Origin of the sequence: Streptomyces sp. NBC_01320, from assembly GCF_035974375.1 — a bacterium.
Taxonomy (GTDB): domain Bacteria; phylum Actinomycetota; class Actinomycetes; order Streptomycetales; family Streptomycetaceae; genus Streptomyces; species Streptomyces yanii.
The window spans coordinates 26,973-44,198 of sequence record NZ_CP108391.1; the positions used below are offsets into that span (position 1 = coordinate 26,973).

The following is a 17,226-nucleotide window of genomic DNA, read 5'->3' on the forward strand; positions in this document are numbered from 1 at the left end:
GAACTCTCCTAAGCCAGCCTGGGAACTCTTGGGGTGGGCGCCTCATCCGTCGGGGCGCTCGACCGGGTTGCGCCAAGGGCGACCAGAGCAGGAAGCACCACCGAGACGTCGTTCAGGCTGCTCTCGAAGATCGAGTGCAGGACGACAAAGCCGACGACTCCGACCAGCACCGGGTCGCGAAGCCGCCGAAGCCTGCCATGGCCGGCGGTGAGAAACAGCACGAACCCGACCAGGAGAGCGGCGAGCCCCAGCAGACCGGCCTGTACGAAGGCCGAGACCCACGAGCCATCCAGCGGCTCTTCGGCGGTGAAGGCATGCGGGCTCGGTACGCTCTTGACCGCCATCCCCTTTCCGAACAGGGTCTGCGGGACCGTTCGTTCCACTTCGATGGCGGTCGCCCAGCGTTCGGTCCGTCCGGTGAACGTGATGTCGATGAACTCAGAACCGCGGGCGCTCTCCCGGGTGTAGAGCGAATGCAGAGGGTTCCCAAAAAGGGAGTTGAGCGTGATGAGGAGCACACAGCAGTAGAGGACCGGCACTCCCTTGCCCCGAGTGCTCCTTTGGACCAGCGCCACGCACAAACCGAATGCGGTGGCCAGGATGCTCGTGCGGGATCCGCTCAGGACCACCCCGGCCGTGAGCAGCAGGAGGCTGATGCCCTGCCACCGCACGAGCTTGTCGCCTCTCGCCCACGGAACGAACAGCACGATCATCGCCAGGCCGGCGATCGCACCGACGATGTTCGGATGGGTCGGCGGTAGGAACCCGTACAACCGGCCCGATCTCAGAGGGTTGAAGCCCAACAGCATCGCCAGCAGGGAAGCGCCGACGAACACGGTCCCAGCCCGTGCGTAGATCATGAGGAGGCGCCGGGAGTCCAGCCCGGCGATGACCCAGGCGCTCACGACCAGGAGCACCGAGAACCGAGCCGAGCGGACGAACGAGACATCGAAGTCCGGGCCGAGGAGGCCGCCGGCCGCGGCGATAGCGCAGTAGACCAGCAGCGCCTTCACGGATCTCGGCCAGGCCCTCCGCCTGCGTCCCGCATAAGCGAGCAGGACCGCGAGCGCCAGCAACGGAAACTTCAACAAGGTTGCCGTACCGCCTTCGGCGACGGCAGGCCCGGACCACGGCATGCTGGTGGCGATGGCGATCACCCATGCCAGGGTCAGGCATTTCGTCGACGTCGGGCCTTCTTGGGCGGCATCCGCGCAGTGCGCCCGCCGCATGCCCGACACAGCGAGACCGGTGCTCACGGGATCACGTCCAGAATCTGTTTGGCCAGAACGTCCGGCGAGAGGGTTCCGTCGAGGTGAGCCACGGCGTTCGGAGGGGAGAGCTGACGCCACCGGCCCAGCTCGGCTTCCGCTTCGTCGAGCGTGAGTTCCTGCTTCCGGGCCACGATCACATCGGCGGGGGCATCGAGCACGACGGTCAGGTCCGGGCGAGGTGCCAGCCAGACCGCCAGACGAGCGAGTGTCGAGGGACCGTGGTAAGCCACGCTGACCGGCTGGGCGATGTAGTTGTACATCCAACGGTCGGCGACGACGAGGACATCGGGCCCCCGTAGACCGGCCACATGACGGCGCATGCCCATGACGTAGCCGGCCCAGAATCGGACGAGGTTTCTGCACAGCCGGCCCACGGACAGCACGCGGTGCGAGATGCCGGCCGGAGCCGGCCCGGTCCGCTTCGGTGGCGGGGCGACGGTGGTGGACGGCATGGACGTGGGCGGTGCGGCCGTCGTCGGGATCCAGTGGACATAGGCGAAGCGGCGCCCGCGGGCCCGCGCCGCCCGCTCGAGGGCGCCGGCCACGGTCGTCTTTCCGGCCCCGTCGGGACCGACGAGAGCGACGAACACCTCAGACCGCCCTTCCGGCGAGAACCGAAGAGGAGGCACCGACGGCCATGGCGTACCACCGGTCAAGCAGATCGGGGATCCGTCGGACGCTCCAGCGCTCATCACCGGCGTGCCGGGGACCGACCTGGTTCAGCGCCTGGGCGAGCGACCGGCAGACATCGGCCGACGGGGCGAGCTTGATTCCCTGTCCCGGCTGCACCACCGTTCCGGGGCCGCTGGTGTCGAGGCAAATCACGGGACAACCGGAAGTGACGGCTTCGGCAACCACCCCCGGGGCCGATTCCCGACTGCTGGGAAACAGCAGCGCGTCGGCCTGGTGGAGCGCCTTGAAGACCTCGGACCGGTCCACGACACCGTGGAGCGTGATGCGGTCGTCGACACCGAGCTTGCGAGCGAGGGCCAGGCTGGGCTCGCGCTCGGGACCTCGGCCGTACACGTCGAGGGTCCAGTCGGAGGCGGCCGGCTGCGCCAGGGCGCCAACCGCGGCCCGAAGGCCCTTCGACGGGATCAGGCGACCGATGAAGACGGCTCGCCTGGTCTTGTCACCGAATGACGCCGAGGACCCGACGAGATCCGGCGGCAGATCCACCACGGAATTCTGCTCGACCACGAGGTTCGGGTGGTCCTTGAACCGCCGGGCCACCTCGTTGTTCTGAGCGATGATCACAGTGGCGCGCTCAGCGGTCCACGAGCCGAACGTGCGCGAGCCGACCGTCGTGGTGATCGACCGGAGCGTCTCGGACAGTGCCCACCGAGGACCGTAAGTCTTCCACATCCGGAACGGGAACGAGGTGACGCCAGGCCCGACCGGACCCCACACCGAGGGGAGCCCGCGGATGAACACCATGCCCGACGGCAGCCAGTCGATCGAGAACGTCATGTGATGGGCAATGTCGAAGCGAACGTCCCGGTGAAGACGACGGGCCTCGGCGCGGGCCACCGCCTGCCAGATCAGGTAGTACGGGTACAGCGCCCAGGCGCCTCGCTTCAGCGAACGGACCCAACGAGGGGCATCGACATAGACGGGACGCAGGTTGGGCCGCGGATCTGCCTTGAGGGCGCGCTCGATGGCCGGCCGGCTGCGATGGCGCGTGAGGAGCCACACCTCGTGACGTTCGGCGGCGGCGGAAGCCCACCACCACCCGATGCCGCGCTCGGACGACTCGTCCGGGTCGCAGGAATAAGCCGACATCACAACCTTCATCACGCAAGGTCCTCTCGATCGTTCCGATTGCCTGGGGCTGCGGAGAGCAGGCTCACGTCGCGGCCAGCAAGTCGGAGAGGTTGGCGGCTTGGTCGGCGTGCTTGCGTTCCACCCACGCCGGGACTTCTCCCTCAGCCGCCTTTGCACCACGGTCCAACCAGAAGAGAGCCGCCTCTTCGAGATCGGGACACAACGGCTTGGGGAGGCCACCAGCCAGCTGCCGGCCGTTCGGTGCCGTCATGATGAAGCGGGCGAGATCGGCGTGGGGAGGAGCCCAGCCGCTGCCTTCCCAGTCCAGCAGGTGGATGTCCCCCGTGCGATAGCGCCGGAGGTTCCAATGGGCGAGGTCACCGTGCATTGGGGTCCAATCGGCCGGCACGTCGGCAGGACGCTCCGGTACCCCGAACGCGTCGTCGATGTCGGCGCAGAGATCCATCACGGCGCGGAGGCCCAAGTGGACCGGAACGTGAAGACCGGCCGGCGTGGCGGTGGAGAGCTCCACCGAGAGGCCGTCATGGGAGAACTCCCCCAGCCGCATCGGCCAACGGATGCCCGTTCGGCCCCCTTCGGCCACTCGGGGCGCCAACCGCGGGACGTCCTGGGTCAGGAGCACTCGGGCGAACGCGTGAGGGAGGTCGGCAGGGTCGAGAAACAAGGCGCCGAACTTCACTTGGGGTTGGTCGGCGGGCGGGAGGTGCCAGAGCACCGCACCGGCGGCCGGCCCCCGGGCGTCACGGATGCGGGCCTCGATCGCCGCCCAGCTCTCGAGGGAAATCGGCAGTGGCCACGATCCGGCAGGCCGGAGTCCAAGCGACGGAACGGCACGGACGACGCGGTAGGCCATCCACTGGAGGGCCAGACCCCGACGCCCGTTGGCCGGGCACATCGCGACCATCTGACGCGCCGCCGCCCTGGAGGAAGGATTTCCCACGACGCGGGAGCGCAAGGAGAACTGCTTCATGATTGGAAGCCTCAAATCGGTTGTCCCGGACTTATCGGCGCGTCGGCGACGGCACTTGATGAGCAACTTCCGGGACCGTCCGGGGGCTCACCGCGGCGACCGCTCCGGACATTCCCTGGGCGAATCGGTCCTTCCCGAAACGAGCGCGCACCGCGCGGGCACCTTGGGCGCCCATGACCGCTGCCTTCGCCGGGTCCGAGAGGAGGCGGGCGGCCCCAGCCGCCAACGTGGCCGCATCGCCGGGCGGGAAGAGGAAGCCGTTGACACCGTCCTCCACGATCTCGGGAAGGCCGCCGACGGCGGTCGCCAAGACCGGTCTCCCGGCGGCCAGACCCTCGACCGCCACGTTGCCGAACGACTCGAGGGTGGAGGGGACGAGGACCACGTCGGCCTTGGCGTAGGCGGACGAGGTGTCGGTCTGGTAGCCGCCGAACTCGACGCGATCGACCAGGCCGAGCGAGGCAGCCTGCCTTCTCAGGGCCTCCTCGTACCACTCGTATCCATCGAAGGTGTCCCCGACGAGTTCCAGTACGACGTCATGACCCCACTGAACGAGCAGCGACAGCGCCTTGATGGCCAGATCCTGACCCTTGCGGGGGCTGAGGCGGCCGACGAGCAGCAGACGGCGCGTGCGACCGAAGGCCGGAGGCGCTGGCAGCGTCGCGGGCATGTCGAATCCGTTGTAGACAAGCGACATTCGGGGTCCGGCGCGCGGCAGCCGGCTCCGAACGTAACGTTGCGTGGCCTGCGAGTTGACGACCAGGCGGTCGGCCAGCAAAAGCGGGCTGAGCAGGACGGACGCCAGTGGGCCGGGAAGTTGGTCGAGTTCGTGGACATGGCAGATCACTCCCACCTCGGCCTTCCGGCCGGCGGCCATCCAGTGCGGAAGCGTGATGGTGTTGACGTAGACGACGTCCGGAGCCAGGGAGCGGATGGACGCGGCCAGCCCACGCACCGTCGGCCAGGCTTGGGCGGCGAGGGCGGCCAGCGGCCGGAAAGAGAGCAGTGAGCGTCGCAAAATGGGGAAATCCGCGGTGTGGACCGGGACGGAGTCGGCCTCCAGGTGCTCTGCCAGCCTTCCGTGCCGAGGGAGGATCACCTCAACCGAGGCACCGGACCCACGCAGCGATCGGATCGCGTCGAGGAACACCCGGTCGGAGCCGTACAGGTCCGCCGACGGGTTGACCGCCAGGACCCGTCGGCCACTCACCCCGGTCACCGGACCCGTTCCAGGGTCGCCTCGCGGCCGGCTTCCTTCTCCGCCCACTGCGTCTGAAGCGTGGTCCGTCCCCAACGAGGACTTCGAGCCACCGTCATGAGCAGTCGTTCGTAGGAATCCGCGACCTGCTCGAGGCTGAATCGGCCGTTGGCTCGCTTGACGGCGAGGGCCCGAAGCTCGTCGTCGACGCCGCTCGTGTCATCAAGGCGGCGCATCAAGGCAGGAAGCGTGTGGTCGAAATCGGAGAAGTACTCGCCGGCCTCCCCGAGAGCCTCCCGGTTGAACACGGTATCCAGGGCGATGATGCGTGCACCACACCCCATGGCCTCGAGGAGGGAGGGGTTGATCCCACCGACCGAGTGGGTGTGGAAGTAGGCGCGGGCCAGTCGGACCGTCGTGGCGTAGGCGGCTCGGTCGGTGATGTGACCGCCGAGGATCAGGCGTGAATCCTTGTCGGCGAGCTCACGGAGTTCCCGGGTGACGGGCGAGTCGTAGTTCGCGGCACCAAGAACGACCAACGGCGTGCGCGCACCGCTGGCGAGGTAGCTGCGGGCAACGCGGTGAATGTTGTTCTCGGGGATCAGCCGGCCCGCGATGAGGAAGTAGCCGTAGGGAGACACTCCAAGTGAGTCGAGGGCTTCCAGATGCTCTTCGTGGTCGATCTCCGTCCAGCAGTATGGGATCACGGTCGACTCAGCCTTGAACTGCTGCTCATAGATGTCACGCATGCCGATCCCGTCAGCGATGAGAGCGGAGGCGCTCCAGCGGGCGATACGTGCTGATCCTCGGAAGTAGGCGCGAGCCGTGCGGCCCCATTTGCCACGAAGCCACTCCTGGCCGTCCGTGTTGAGCGCGATGCGCTGCCCGGCAAGCCGGGTGAGGAGGCAGAAGGCGGCGTTGGCCACGTTCACCACCAGGACGACGTCGTGCTGGGCACGACGTGTGGCAAGAGCGGCTAGCGCACCGTGGGAAAGCGTGCTGAGCTGCTTCGAGGCGATGGCGGGCAGAAAGACTTTCTTCACGCCCTGGTATGAAGGAGTCTGCTCGACTTCGCCCGAGCGGCAATACATCGTGACCTGATGCCCGCGCGCTGCCAGTTCGGGCAGGAGCACCGTCAGAAACGTCTCATAGCCGCTGTAGGTCGACGGGATGCCCCTCGCTCCGTAGACGCCCAGATCGAGGTGTTCGGGGACCTGGATATTGCGCATCTCATCAACTCCGTTCTCCTTGTCCGGCGCCTTCGCGGCAGTGGTGTGATGCGCTGGGTCGTGCATGACGCTCCTTGAACAGGCCGGCCGAGTTCTCTCAACATGCGATGGTCAGTGCTGGGGAAAGCGGGGTCGGAGGCCCAGTGTTCGGGTCCGCCTTCAGATGGCCTGTCCGGTGCGACAAGGCACTCAGGCCGACCGGCACCCGAGGCTCATTTCCCGGTGGTTGCGAGCGCACCAGCGGTGCCTCCGCCATCCGCAGCCTGCCGGGCCGGTCCCCACAGGAAACGCGCATGGCCGAACAGGTGGCGCCGCCACAGGCGGTGCGGCTCGCGACCGAGACGGAATGCCCACTCCAGCCCGCTGCGCCGCATCCAGAGCGGTGCCTGCGGCTTGGTGCCAGCGACGAAGTCAAGGGCCGCTCCCGCGGCCACACGGGCAGTTGTGCGTACAGGTCCGCGGATCAGCGATCCTGCTTCGGTGTGCCGAGCCCCACCCAGACGATGTCCGCCGCCGCAGTTCCCGATGCAGCGCGTCCAGCACTTGAGAAGCTAGTGGCGCACATCTCTGTTCTGGCTCCGCTCGAAGACGCACAGAAGGAGGCGGGGCCGTACACCCGCGTGCTCGGCAGGGTCGTACCGCGATGGAGGAGTCGGCCGGAACAGACGGCTGACTGACCGTCGGAAGGTTCAAGGAGGCGAAGCGGAGAAGACTTGCGAGTTCCACGTCTTGGTCCGCGAGGACGAGCGTGTAGGCGCTGGAGAGGCGAACGCCGCTGCCGCGCAGGGTTGGACAGGGTGTCTGGAGCGTCGGTCCGAACCTGGTGTGCTTCGCGGTTCCTATGGGGTGAGCCGCAGGACGTGGTGAGCCGCGCTCTCGCGGGCGTGAGCCGTAATGGGCACCCCCAGACACTCTACCGCGGGGAGCGGCCTGAGCCCTCCCTGCCGACTGGGTGCTCGTCCCGGCGGTCATGAGCGAGCCGAGGCGGTCAGCGGTGACGGTACGGCCAGGATCCTGCTTTCGGTGAAGTCCCCGGAGGCCAGGCGGTGTCGGAAATCGGTGATGGTGTCGCACAGGCCGTGTTCCACCGGAGTCAGGGGCTCCCAGTCCAGTACCTCGCGGGCCATGGTGATGTCCGGGCGGCGACGTTCCGGGTCGTCCTGGGGGCGCGGGATCAGCGTGATCTCAGAGGTGGCCTTGGTCAGCTTGCTGATCCACTGCGCCAGCTCGAGCATGGTGACCTCATGGGGGTTGCCCAGATTGACCGGGCCGCCGTGGTCGCTCGCCAGCATGCGTAGCAACCCGTCGACCAAGTCGTCCACATAACACAGCGACCTGGTCTGGCTGCCGTCACCGGTGACCGTAATCGGCTCTCCCCGCAGTGCCTGGTCGATGAAGGTGGGGATGGCGCGCCCGTCGTCTGCCCGCATCCGCGGGCCGAAGGTGTTGAAGATGCGCACGATCTTGGCATCCACACCGCAGTGTCTGCGGTAGGCCATGGTCAGTGCCTCACCGAAGCGTTTTGCCTCGTCATACACCGAGCGGGGGCCGACGGGGTTGACATGCCCCCAGTAGCTTTCCGGCTGGGGGTGAACCAGCGGGTCGCCGTACGACTCCGAAGTGGAAGTCAGCAGAAAGCGTGCACTCTTCGCGGCGGCCAGGTCCAGGGCGCGCCAGGTGCCGGCCGACCCCACTCGAAGTGTCTCCAGGGGCAGCCTCAGATAGTCCGCGGGCGAGGCGGGAGACGCCAGGTGGAACACGGCGTCCACCTGGCCGGACACGTCCAGGCCCTGGGTGATGTCCCGGCGCATCAACTGGAAGCGGGGGTCGTCCGTGAGGTGTTCCACGTTGTCAGGATCGGAGGTCACGAAGTTGTCCACGCAGACTACGTCGTGGTTCTCGTGGATCAGCCGCTCACACAGGTGGGAACCGATGAAGCCGGCCCCACCCGTCACTACTGCACGCATGCAGGTCCTCTCGGTCGCCCCACGCCAGACTTGACGGGAGCAAGTTGCAGTGTCATTGCCGAAGATCAGTACTCAGTTATGGGTCAATTGAGACATCACGTTGGTTGACATGCCCTTAATTAAGGGTGTTTCACCTTTTCTGTCCAATTCTGCAAAAAGGAGTATGTATGTCGGTATTCATTGAAGAGGGGGCTCGCCATCGGGCGGCCCCGATTGGGCACGCGCGTTGGACAGGCCGAGCGGTCAAACGCACCATCGACCTGGTGGGGGCCGCCATCCTGCTCCTGCTGTTGGCGCCGATCCTCCTGGCGGCCGCCGTTGCCGTGAGGGTCGACACTGCGGGCCCCGTGCTCTTCCGCCAACGGCGAACGGGCTGGCAGGGCGTGGAGTTCCAGGTCCTCAAGCTGCGCACCATGCGAGTCGGATCCGAGACGTTGAGGGAGGCCATGGCGGCCCGCAACCAGTCAGACGGACACCTGTTCAAGATCCATGACGACCCGCGTGTGACCGCGGCTGGACGCTGGTTGCGCCGCTATTCCCTGGATGAGCTGCCGCAGTTGGTCAATGTACTGAAGGGGCAGATGTCCCTGGTCGGTCCTCGACCGCTGCCGGTCGAAGACTCGGCGTTCACCGGGAAGGCACGCCATCGTCTGCAGATGCGGCCGGGGCTCACTGGGCTGTGGCAGATCAGCGGCCGATCCAACCTGGCCTGGGAGGACGCCCTTCGCCTGGACCTGAACTATGTCGACACCTGGTCGCTCAGGCTCGACCTGGTGATCCTCTTCCGGACCCTGCCTGCCGTGCTGCGCGGTGACGGTGCCTACTGAGTGCGCAGGCCCCGACGGAACCCGGGGCGGTTCACTTGGCCTTCAGCGGGGACAGGCGGGCCAGGTGCTCGTCGGCGATGGTGTGGCCGGCACGGTGAAGCTCGGTGACGGCGGCGTCGAGGTAGCGGATGTTCCACAGCGCCACGGCGTTCAGCACGAGGCCGAGGGCGGGCGACGGTTGAATTGCCCGGCGTTTCTGGATCCGCCGGGCCTGCCCCGTCTGTATCGCCCGGCCTGGCCAGGAATGCGTCGAGAAAGGCGAGGACGGCGGCAAGGAGGGCCAGCGGGAGCACGGCCACGACGAGCGGATCATGCCGATCGTGAAGGAGCGCGAGGCAGCCGCGAAAGCCAAAGCGGCGCAGCGGGCGGAAGACCAGCGAACGCTCCGCGGGACCGCGAGCATGGTGCCCGGCTTCCGGCTGCTCAACGTCTCCTGCCCCGCGTGCCAGGCCAGACCCCGCCGTCGGTAGCCCAGCGCGGCGGGCATAACGCAACACGGAAGACTCCTCGGAGGAACGGAGTGTAAGTACGTGAAGTGCGTTATGCCTGAAGATCGAGCATATCGACAAATGGTTGAATATGCGACCTCACCAGTATCAACCCCCATATCCCACCGTGATGCCCGGCTAACCGTTCAGGCAACTGCTGGTCGAACGTGTCTTCTCAGGCCGCCCTACGTCAGCCACTGATCGGAATTGGGTTCGCCTGGCACAACCTCGTCCAGGGCCAGGTCCCGCAGCCGGACCGCGAGCACCACCACGTGAAGATGCGAGGGGGACCAAGTTCCACCCTCGCACGTGGCGTGATGATCCGACTACTTTCTCGTGCAAAGGCACCTTCCGCCCTGTCGGCCGGCGTCGTTCGTCGACTGAGGTCTCGGCCTCGTTATGGTCTCCGCGTTGCTCTTCCGGGCTGTCGCCCGGTTCTTTCTGTTTTGGTCGCGCTCGGCAAGGTAGTCAGCGGCCGCATCCGCAATGTTGTTCTCTTTCTCGGTCCGGTCGCTGCCTGCGGTCACCTTGGCACGTTTCAAAAGCCGACGGACTTGCTTGGAGTCCCGTGCGGCCACTGCCTTGTCAAGGTGGAAGAACAGAAGGCGGCGGCGCGCCTCGGTACTTGGCACAGGCTTCTTGGTCTCCACGGCGGCCCACTGGGACGGGGGCGGCGTGCTGCGCGAACGGACGATTTGCTCGACAGCCAGCGTTGTAAGCCCACGGTCTGTCATCTCGCAGTCGTCCAAGGAGAACCATTCGGTGGTCCGGGCGAATGCCTCGGTGCCGATACGGACCTGACGGGCGGTTCCTACGCTGTCCAGCCGGATGCGGTGGACGTACCAGTGGCGGATCAGCGTGTCCCGGTCCACCGGTACTGACAGCCCGAGCACGGGCTTCAAGCCGTCGTCGTCCCACACGGGCTCCGCCGCCGGGTCCAGGTGCACACGCAGCCCGCGCGCCTTGAACCGGATGTTGACCACGGAGCCGATCGTCGCGCCGTCTGGCCGGGCGAAGTCGAAGTCGGACCCTGACCTCCCGGAGTTTGGACACCGGAGAGACTTGGATCTTGATGGTCCAGGAGAACGGAGTCCCCGTGGGGATGAAGCACTACCCCGCCGAGTTCAAGGCGGACGCTGTTGCGTTGTACCGGTCCCGTCCGGGAGCGACGATCAAGTCGGTCGCCGCCGACCTCGGGGTGAACACCGGGACGCTGCGCAACTGGATCCGGGCCGCCGACGGACGTCGCCCCGGTGCCCACTCCGCACCCGCGGTGGCGCCGCAGCCTGACGGTGACGCGGTTCAGGCGGAGCTGGCGCCGCACGGAAGAGGATCCGGGAGCTCGAGGAGGAGCGGGACATTCTCCGCAAGGCGGCTCGGTATTTCGCAGGGGAGACGCGCTGTGAACCGCTGCCAGTTCATTGACGATCACCAGCGCCGGTTCGGCGTGAAGCGGTGGTGCTCGATCCTGGGGATCGCGCGCTCGAGTTTCTACTACTGGCGCCGCACCGCCCCGGACCGGGCGGCCGCCAGGCCGCCGACGACCGCCTTGCGGCCCGGATACGCGAGGTCCACCGAGACTCCGACTGCACCTACGGCGCCCCGAGGATCACCGCCGAGCTCCGCGACGAGGGCGGCCAGGTGGTCAACCACAAGCGCGTCGCGAGGATCATGCGGACCATCGGCCTGCAACCTTCAAAAGGATCACGGCGGACATGGTCCCAGCCGAGAACGCTCCACCGTCCCGACCTGCGGCGATGACTTTACGAGCCCACAGGATACCCACACCTGTTCACACTGCGCACTCGTCTCCGCCGTCGCCGCTCTCATCGGAGGCATCGTCAACACCGGGGGATCTGAGCCGCGCTCATATCGTCGGGGGCTCGCGAGCGAGGAACTGGATCCCCTTTGACTCATGCCCGATCACGATGGCCACCCTCATAGTGCCGATGTCGACGCTTTCGACGTCCCTTGGGCTCAGCCGACCAGGCGGGAACGGTCGGCTGTGATGTGTGGTGGGCCGAGGTGTTCGAGCAATAGCCCTTCCCGGGTGGACCACGGGCAGATCTCGACGTTCTTGGCCCCGCAGGCTTCCATGAGGGCCTGTGCGATCAGGGCTCCGGCCAGGGACTGTTCCGCGCGGTGCCGGGAGATGCCCGGCAGCTTGGCACGGCTGGACGGTCCCGCGTCGACCAGCAGGGAGACTGACGTGCGCAGTTGGGGTAGCGCCAGCCGCCGTCCGGCTCGCGATGTCTTGCCCTGGGCGGCGGCAAGCCGGGCGAGCTGTTCGAAGGTCTTGGAGCAGGCCAGCACCCGCCCATCTGGTTCGGCCTGCGGCAGACCGGGCACGGCTTCCAGGGATCGATGAAGGTGCTGCCGGATCTCGGCCAGGCGGCGTTGGGATGGCGCTGTGCCGCCGGGAAGCCAGTCCCGGGTGATCCTGCGAGCACCTAGTGGCAGCGAGTGGACGGCGCGGGGCTGGTCTCCGGTGCCGGAGGCGATCTCTACGGTGCCGCCGCCGATGTCCAGGACCAGCAGCTGCCCGGCCGTCGGGCCTACCCACTGGCGGGCGGCCACATAGGCCAGCCGCGCCTCCTCAACGCCGCTCAGCACGCGCAGGCGGGTGCCAGTGGTGCGTGCCACACGCGCGATGATCTCGTCGCGGTTGGGCGCGTCCCGGATGACGGAGGTCGCGAACGCGAACACTTCCGGTCCCCGCGGACGCCGGTCGGCGGCGATGGCCTCGGCCACTGCCCGCTCGACGCTCTTCATGCCGGCCTTGTCCAGCCGCCCCTTGCGGTCGAGTGTCTCGTGCAGTCTCAATCGCACCTTGCGGGAGAACACCGGCTCCAGCACCGTCCCGGGGCGCCGGCGCACCACCGTCAGTAGAGCACTGTGGCACCCGACATCGAGCACACCGGCCTGCCGCATCCCATCTCCTCCCCCTGGCCCCACACTCGGCACCGGCTCCTTCTCCGATCTTCCGGCAGCCCAGACGACGGCGCGACGGGGATTCCGGCCCACCGCGTGAGCATATCGTCACCACTCGTGCACCCTCCGCCCCGGCCCGCAGCGATAGAGCCGTGGACGATCTCACGCCGAATGCGCACGGAGGTCCCGGATCCTCGAACCGAACGGTTTCGCCCACCGTGGCCCTTTCCCACGCTGGCCCTGTCAGCGCCGGTTGGGCAGCACCGTCACCCCGGACACTCCGGCGGGCACTGTCACGTTGGTGAGGGTGGGGTGTCTGATGATGTGTCGGGGTATGGGGCGGCCTCGGGCTTCGGTCTGGGTCAGGCTGTTGTGGGCAGGGCGGCGCGGCCGGTGATCTGGTCCCAGATCGTGAATCGGGCGCTCCTCTCGGTGCGGTACTCGGTGGCGGTCATCAGGTGGCGGCGGGGGCGGAGGTGGAGTGAGGCCGCTGCACGCGGAACAGGAACCGCTGGGCTCCGCCGACCGGGCGGAAGCCCTTCAGGGCGCGTTCGCGCTGACGGGTGGGCTGGGGGGAGTTCTCGGCCCGGTTGTTCAGGCCCTGGTGGGAGCGGTGCTCCACCGACGGCATCGCCTCGCGGTGGGCGGCGCCGTAGGAGCGGAGCTGGCCGGTGACGATCGCTTGGGGCACCGACGGGGTGGCCTTCATCAGCTTCCCGAAGAATCGCTGGGCCGCGGCCTTGTCACGGCGGTGCGGCACGAGGAGGTCCGGCACGGTGCCGTCGGTGTCCACCGCCCGCCACCGGTGCTTCCGCTCACCGTTGATCTTCACGAGGACCTCGTCCGGGTGCCATGTGTCCCCCGGGTGTCGGCGGCGCAGCGCGTTGGGTAAGCGCGCCCGAACTTCGGGCACCACCGCCGGACGGTCGCGTGGGAGACGACCACGCCGCGCTCCAGCACCCCGGGCCGCTTCGCACTTCGGGGCGGGTTCTTCGAGCGATCCGCCGAAGTGTGCGCGGGAGACCCCGGACAGGGCAGGATGGGAACAGGCCGCACGGGCCCAGGTAAGCGTCACAACTTACCCAACCCGTACGGTCCTTCTCATGTCACGTTCTGCCGCCGTGACACCTACCGTGCTTCGGCGCGCCTCGATCGCGGTACCGGTCCGACGGAGGTGTGGATCAGAAATCGAGCTCGACGTAGTCGATGTCGGTGAACTCGACCTGAAGGCCTTCGGCGCGGCGGCCGCGGTCCTTGAAGTACTGCTCCTGGAGTCCTTCGGCGATGACGGCCTGGAGTTGCTGGTCGGTGGCGCCGGCGGCTTGTGCGTCGAAGAGGCGGGCGGCGTACTGGGGTGGGAGGTGCTGGGTGATGAGCCGGATGCGTCCGTCGTCGGTGGTGCCCGGTGCGGCGGTGAACCCGAACCGTGCGCGGGTCTCGACGACGATGCCGGTGGAGGTGGCGGCCTGCTTCTTCGCCTTCTCCTTGACCTGCGGCTGCCACCGGATGCGGACCTGATCGGCGAGCCGGGCCGCGAGGTCGGCGTGCGGCTTCTTGAACTGGTCCCTGACGTACCGTTCGACCGTGCGCTGGGAAATGCCCAGCAGTTCGGCCACGGCTCTGGTGCCCTTGTACTGCTTCACCAGAAACCGCATCTGCGCCGGTGCCCCCTTGGGGATGGGGCGGGTGGCCGTGCCGGCGGTGGCTTTGTCGAGGCTGTCGGCGAGGATGCCCACCGAGTGCTCCTACTCTCCGTCGATCGCGGCGTCGGTGCCCTTGACGTGCCGGGCGGGGTTGTGACCTTCGTCGAGCATCTGAACGGCCCACAAGAGTTCCTGGGTGCCCTCGTGCTTGACCATGCCGGGGCTGACGCCGAGCCGGAACGTGCCCGGGGCCGGCTTCCCGTCGGCGGTGTGCGGCAGGACGTCCAGCGGGGAGGGACCGTCGGAGAGGTAGACGGCGCAGTCCGACAGGATCGCGATCGGCAGCAGCGCGTCCTCGCCGAGCATCACGTGCCCGGTAGGGGCCGGAGCCTGCTGGGTGGCCAGCGCCGTCTTCAGCAGTTTGCGGTGCATGTTGACGCGGGCGGCGGAGATGACGGCGGCACGGATGTCGGGGCGCCACGTGGGGCGCTCCAGCGCCGGCCACCGCTCGCCGAACTTGTACCCGGTTCCCTGGGGGCGCTCGCGCAGCTTGCCGATGCCGCCCTTGACGGTGGACTTGATCGCGGACAGGACCGCGGCCATGCGGGGATCGGTCTGCTTGTGGGTCTCCATGGCAGTCAGGAACTCTGCTTCGGTCATGCCGGTGACGACGCCAAGGTCGGCCATCGTCTGCTTGTACGCCTCGGCCAGGTGCTTGTACCAGGGATCCAGATACGCGCCGGACTCCGTGCGGACCCACGCTTCCAGCGGCCGCAATGTGACTGGCAGCTGGTAGGTGTCGATGAGTTCGGCGGCGTAGGCGACGGTCGGTGTCGCGTACCAGGCCGGCCCCTCGGGGCGGGTGCCGTGCGGAGTGAACGGACTGGGCAGGCGCGGGTCCAGCTCGATGCCGGACAGATCGACGAGCCAGCTGCCCGGCGTCTTCTTGTCGAACACCGGCCGGGTTACATGGACCGGTGCGCCCAGACCGACGACGAGCCGGTTCGCGGCGGCGAGGAACGCCGTGTTCACGTCGATACCGACCGCGAAGCTGCGGGTGCACTCAGCGTCCGTGAGCAGTTGCGGGTCACGCGTCCACTCGTACGCCTCCTCGTCCAGGACCTCCCCCGGAGTGCGTTGATGGGTGCGCGGGTAGAGAGCAGCAACGGCCGGGTGCTCGTCCGGGGCTTCCACCGGCGCCGGGTCAACCGGGTAGGTGAGCGAGCCAGGCAGCGGCCCGGACACCCAGCTGCCGGTGTCCTCGTTCCGTACAGCGCGGGTCGGCGGGCGCAGCGCGGTCATCGTCTCCAGGCCGGAAACGGCGGTGGAGCCGCGGGGGGTGATGACCCGCATCGCGTACGTGCCGAGTACATCGGCGATACCGGCGGGGTCCAGCTGATCGGTGTGCCCCCAGGAGCGGGCGTCGAGTGCACCCCAGGGCAGGACCGCGAACTGCACACACTGGCGGTGCCCGCCGGTGGCGGGGCGGTAGATCCGCGCCCAGGGGCCGAAGTCACGCCGGGTCAGCTTCCAGTTCGCCTTGGTGATCTGCTTGACGACCTTGTGGTCCTCGGGCAGCCGCAGGCCGCGCCGGTCCTCCAGACGCTCGGGCAGACCGAGCAGTTCGGCGGCCGCGCCGGTCAGAACGATCAGAGGGTCGGCATCCTTGCCGAACGGGTGCAGGCGCGGCGCACCCAGGTGCGCTTCGGTCAGCGTCCAGTCGACCAGCGCGGGAATCGTTGTGGCGAGACAGTCCAGGACCAGTCCGCCGACGCAGTACAGCGAGCCGTCGCCGTCCAGCACACCGAGCGGACCGTGCGCGAACCGCGGGTCAGTCAACGCGGCGGAAGAGGAACGGGGCGCGGTCTTCTTAAGGGCGGGACGCCGTATCGCGGGAGGTGCCGCCGGGGGCGCTGATCGCACTGGGGTCTTCCGGTAGTTGGACGACGCCAGGGCCCGCGAAGCCACGGGGGCGGGTTCGAAGGTGGCCTCGGGCGCGCCGGGCACCCGCGGCACCGATGCCGTGGGGGGCGGCACGGGGGTCGCGTCGGATGCGGACTCTGCGGTGGCGGCCGGGTAAAGCTCGGCAAGCTGGGCCAGCAGGCGTGCGTATGCCTCGCGCTGGGGCGGGCGCGGGTCCGTCTTCCCGTTCTCCCAGGACACCACCGTCGCACGGCGGACCTTCAATGCGTTGGCCACCTGCTCCTGCGTCAAACCGTGCGCTTTGCGCAACCGTTCCCGTTCGGCGGGCGCGGGCAGTGGAGACGCGGACGCGATCAACGCGTCGACCGCGTCAAACAACTCAGACATGACACCTCCTCCCTCCAGCATAGCGGCTACCGCACATTATGCGCACTTTCAGCGCTCAATATACGTACGCATGCACGGCTACGCCGGACTGCCTCTCGATGCTGCGCCCGTATCCCCCCGTCCCACAACAGCAAGGCGACAAGAGTGACCGGCGCGCGCTGCTGCGCCCGATTAGGGTGCGGTGGTGTTCTCTCACGCCACCGCCCCGCCTTCCCTGACTGTGCCGGAGGCCCCGTTCCTGCTCGCCGAACTCACGCGCTTCACCGGACGCCAGGCCCGTCTCAGCGTCCACGCGTCGCAGTGCCCGGTGGTCCCGGAGAACGGCAAGGTCGTGGCCAGCATCGGCTCACGGGCGTCACTGGCCCATGACGTGGGTGAGCAGCTGAGCCCCAGCCCGCAGTACAAGACCGAGTTCTTCTACACCATGGACGATGCCACCGCCCAGCGGTGGAAGGAGGCCCGCGCTCCGGAGTGAACGGCGTGGGCCGCGCTCGCCCGTGACCGGACGGCCGACCCTGTCACCATTGCCGCCCTGAACAGCGAGCACACCAGCATCCGCCTGAACCTGCTGCGCCGCTTCAACGACGTCGCCCACAACCGCATCTGA

17 protein-coding genes and 2 pseudogenes are annotated in these 17,226 nt (G+C 67.9%); 5 read left to right on the plus strand and 14 right to left on the minus strand.

The window, feature by feature from the left end:
- Window positions 1-8: 8 nt before the first annotated feature.
- From OG395_RS55520 to OG395_RS55555, 8 genes are all read right to left on the minus strand, one after another.
- Window positions 9-1,256 (minus strand): O-antigen ligase family protein, encoded by a 1,248-nt coding sequence (locus OG395_RS55520; protein WP_327249816.1) that lies wholly within the window; start codon window positions 1,254-1,256, stop codon window positions 9-11.
- Window positions 1,253-1,861 (minus strand): hypothetical protein, encoded by a 609-nt coding sequence (locus tag OG395_RS55525; RefSeq protein ID WP_327249817.1) that lies wholly within the window; start codon window positions 1,859-1,861, stop codon window positions 1,253-1,255. The genes OG395_RS55520 and OG395_RS55525 overlap by 4 nt, the downstream gene beginning before the upstream one ends.
- Before the next feature lies 1 nt (window position 1,862).
- Entirely contained in the window at window positions 1,863-3,065 is a 1,203-nt protein-coding gene (locus OG395_RS55530) for a glycosyltransferase family 4 protein (RefSeq protein ID WP_327249818.1), read from the minus strand.
- A 52-nt stretch (window positions 3,066-3,117) separates the two neighbouring features.
- A complete protein-coding gene (locus tag OG395_RS55535; RefSeq protein WP_327249819.1) occupies window positions 3,118-4,026 on the minus strand; it encodes a phosphotransferase in 909 nt (302 codons plus the stop codon).
- A gap of 31 nt (window positions 4,027-4,057) precedes the next feature.
- Window positions 4,058-5,236 (minus strand): glycosyltransferase family 4 protein, encoded by a 1,179-nt coding sequence (locus tag OG395_RS55540; RefSeq protein WP_327249820.1) that lies wholly within the window; start codon window positions 5,234-5,236, stop codon window positions 4,058-4,060.
- A 5-nt stretch (window positions 5,237-5,241) separates the two neighbouring features.
- Complete coding sequence (locus OG395_RS55545) at window positions 5,242-6,519, minus strand: DUF1972 domain-containing protein (protein WP_327249821.1); 1,278 nt, start codon at window positions 6,517-6,519, stop codon at window positions 5,242-5,244.
- A gap of 146 nt (window positions 6,520-6,665) precedes the next feature.
- Window positions 6,666-6,887, minus strand: a complete 222-nt coding sequence (locus OG395_RS55550) for a WecB/TagA/CpsF family glycosyltransferase (RefSeq protein ID WP_327249822.1) — start codon at window positions 6,885-6,887, stop codon at window positions 6,666-6,668.
- A gap of 534 nt (window positions 6,888-7,421) precedes the next feature.
- A complete protein-coding gene (locus OG395_RS55555; protein ID WP_327249823.1) occupies window positions 7,422-8,420 on the minus strand; it encodes a UDP-glucuronic acid decarboxylase family protein in 999 nt (332 codons plus the stop codon).
- Between the two features lie 212 nt (window positions 8,421-8,632).
- Between OG395_RS55555 and OG395_RS55560 the strand changes: the two genes are divergently transcribed.
- Complete coding sequence (locus tag OG395_RS55560; protein ID WP_327250143.1) at window positions 8,633-9,247, plus strand: sugar transferase; 615 nt, start codon at window positions 8,633-8,635, stop codon at window positions 9,245-9,247.
- 31 nt (window positions 9,248-9,278) lie between these two features.
- On the opposite strand, the gene OG395_RS55565 is transcribed toward OG395_RS55560, so the two are convergent.
- Window positions 9,279-9,560 carry a Tn3 family transposase gene (locus tag OG395_RS55565; RefSeq protein WP_327250144.1) on the minus strand — a complete coding sequence of 94 codons (282 nt, stop codon included), beginning with the start codon at window positions 9,558-9,560 and terminating at the stop codon, window positions 9,279-9,281.
- Between OG395_RS55565 and OG395_RS55570 the strand changes: the two genes are divergently transcribed.
- Window positions 9,559-9,717, plus strand: coding sequence for a hypothetical protein (locus OG395_RS55570; protein WP_327250179.1), 159 nt, complete (start codon window positions 9,559-9,561; stop codon window positions 9,715-9,717). The genes OG395_RS55565 and OG395_RS55570 overlap by 2 nt on opposite strands.
- Window positions 9,718-10,061: 344 nt before the next feature.
- Here the strand turns inward: OG395_RS55570 and OG395_RS55575 are convergent, their stop codons facing one another.
- On the minus strand, window positions 10,062-10,718 hold the full coding sequence (locus tag OG395_RS55575; protein WP_327249824.1) for a hypothetical protein: 657 nt from the start codon (window positions 10,716-10,718) through the stop codon (window positions 10,062-10,064).
- Between the two features lie 119 nt (window positions 10,719-10,837).
- On the opposite strand from OG395_RS55575, the pseudogene OG395_RS58965 reads away from it, so the two are divergent.
- Both OG395_RS58965 and OG395_RS58970 read left to right on the plus strand, forming a co-directional pair.
- Window positions 10,838-10,966: pseudogene (locus OG395_RS58965) on the plus strand (transposase); the annotation flags it as partial.
- 227 nt (window positions 10,967-11,193) lie between these two features.
- Window positions 11,194-11,496, plus strand: a complete 303-nt coding sequence (locus OG395_RS58970) for an IS3 family transposase (RefSeq protein ID WP_442818816.1) — start codon at window positions 11,194-11,196, stop codon at window positions 11,494-11,496.
- Between the two features lie 216 nt (window positions 11,497-11,712).
- On the opposite strand, the gene OG395_RS55585 is transcribed toward OG395_RS58970, so the two are convergent.
- The 4 genes and pseudogenes from OG395_RS55585 to tap all read right to left on the minus strand — a co-directional run bounded on the left by OG395_RS55585 (window position 11,713) and on the right by tap (window position 16,619).
- Window positions 11,713-12,666: a Ppx/GppA phosphatase family protein gene (locus OG395_RS55585; RefSeq protein ID WP_327249826.1), complete on the minus strand. Its 954-nt coding sequence runs from the start codon at window positions 12,664-12,666 to the stop codon at window positions 11,713-11,715.
- Window positions 12,667-13,028: 362 nt separating this feature from the next.
- Window positions 13,029-13,626 (minus strand): annotated as a pseudogene (locus tag OG395_RS55590) (IS6 family transposase); the annotation flags it as partial.
- A gap of 221 nt (window positions 13,627-13,847) precedes the next feature.
- Window positions 13,848-14,402, minus strand: coding sequence for a telomere-protecting terminal protein Tpg (gene tpg, locus OG395_RS55595; RefSeq protein WP_327249827.1), 555 nt, complete (start codon window positions 14,400-14,402; stop codon window positions 13,848-13,850).
- Window positions 14,403-14,411: 9 nt separating this feature from the next.
- Window positions 14,412-16,619, minus strand: coding sequence for a telomere-associated protein Tap (tap, locus tag OG395_RS55600; RefSeq protein WP_327249828.1), 2,208 nt, complete (start codon window positions 16,617-16,619; stop codon window positions 14,412-14,414).
- 184 nt (window positions 16,620-16,803) lie between these two features.
- Between tap and OG395_RS55605 the strand changes: the two genes are divergently transcribed.
- Window positions 16,804-17,094 (plus strand): hypothetical protein, encoded by a 291-nt coding sequence (locus tag OG395_RS55605; RefSeq protein ID WP_327249829.1) that lies wholly within the window; start codon window positions 16,804-16,806, stop codon window positions 17,092-17,094.
- Window positions 17,095-17,226: the final 132 nt, after the last annotated feature.

What these genes read in the sequence shown, in the direction of transcription:
- OG395_RS55545 (WP_327249821.1), bottom strand. Translation starts at nt 6,519, where the DNA reads ATGCACGACCCAGCGCATCACACCACTGCCGCGAAGGCGCCGGACAAG.
- OG395_RS55585 (WP_327249826.1), bottom strand. Translation starts at nt 12,666, where the DNA reads ATGCGGCAGGCCGGTGTGCTCGATGTCGGGTGCCACAGTGCTCTACTG.
- OG395_RS55570 (WP_327250179.1), top strand. Translation starts at nt 9,559, where the DNA reads ATGCCGATCGTGAAGGAGCGCGAGGCAGCCGCGAAAGCCAAAGCGGCG.
- OG395_RS55555 (WP_327249823.1), bottom strand. Translation starts at nt 8,420, where the DNA reads ATGCGTGCAGTAGTGACGGGTGGGGCCGGCTTCATCGGTTCCCACCTG.
- OG395_RS55530 (WP_327249818.1), bottom strand. Translation starts at nt 3,065, where the DNA reads ATGAAGGTTGTGATGTCGGCTTATTCCTGCGACCCGGACGAGTCGTCC.
- OG395_RS55535 (WP_327249819.1), bottom strand. Translation starts at nt 4,026, where the DNA reads ATGAAGCAGTTCTCCTTGCGCTCCCGCGTCGTGGGAAATCCTTCCTCC.
- tap (WP_327249828.1), bottom strand. Translation starts at nt 16,619, where the DNA reads ATGTCTGAGTTGTTTGACGCGGTCGACGCGTTGATCGCGTCCGCGTCT.
- OG395_RS55565 (WP_327250144.1), bottom strand. Translation starts at nt 9,560, where the DNA reads ATGATCCGCTCGTCGTGGCCGTGCTCCCGCTGGCCCTCCTTGCCGCCG.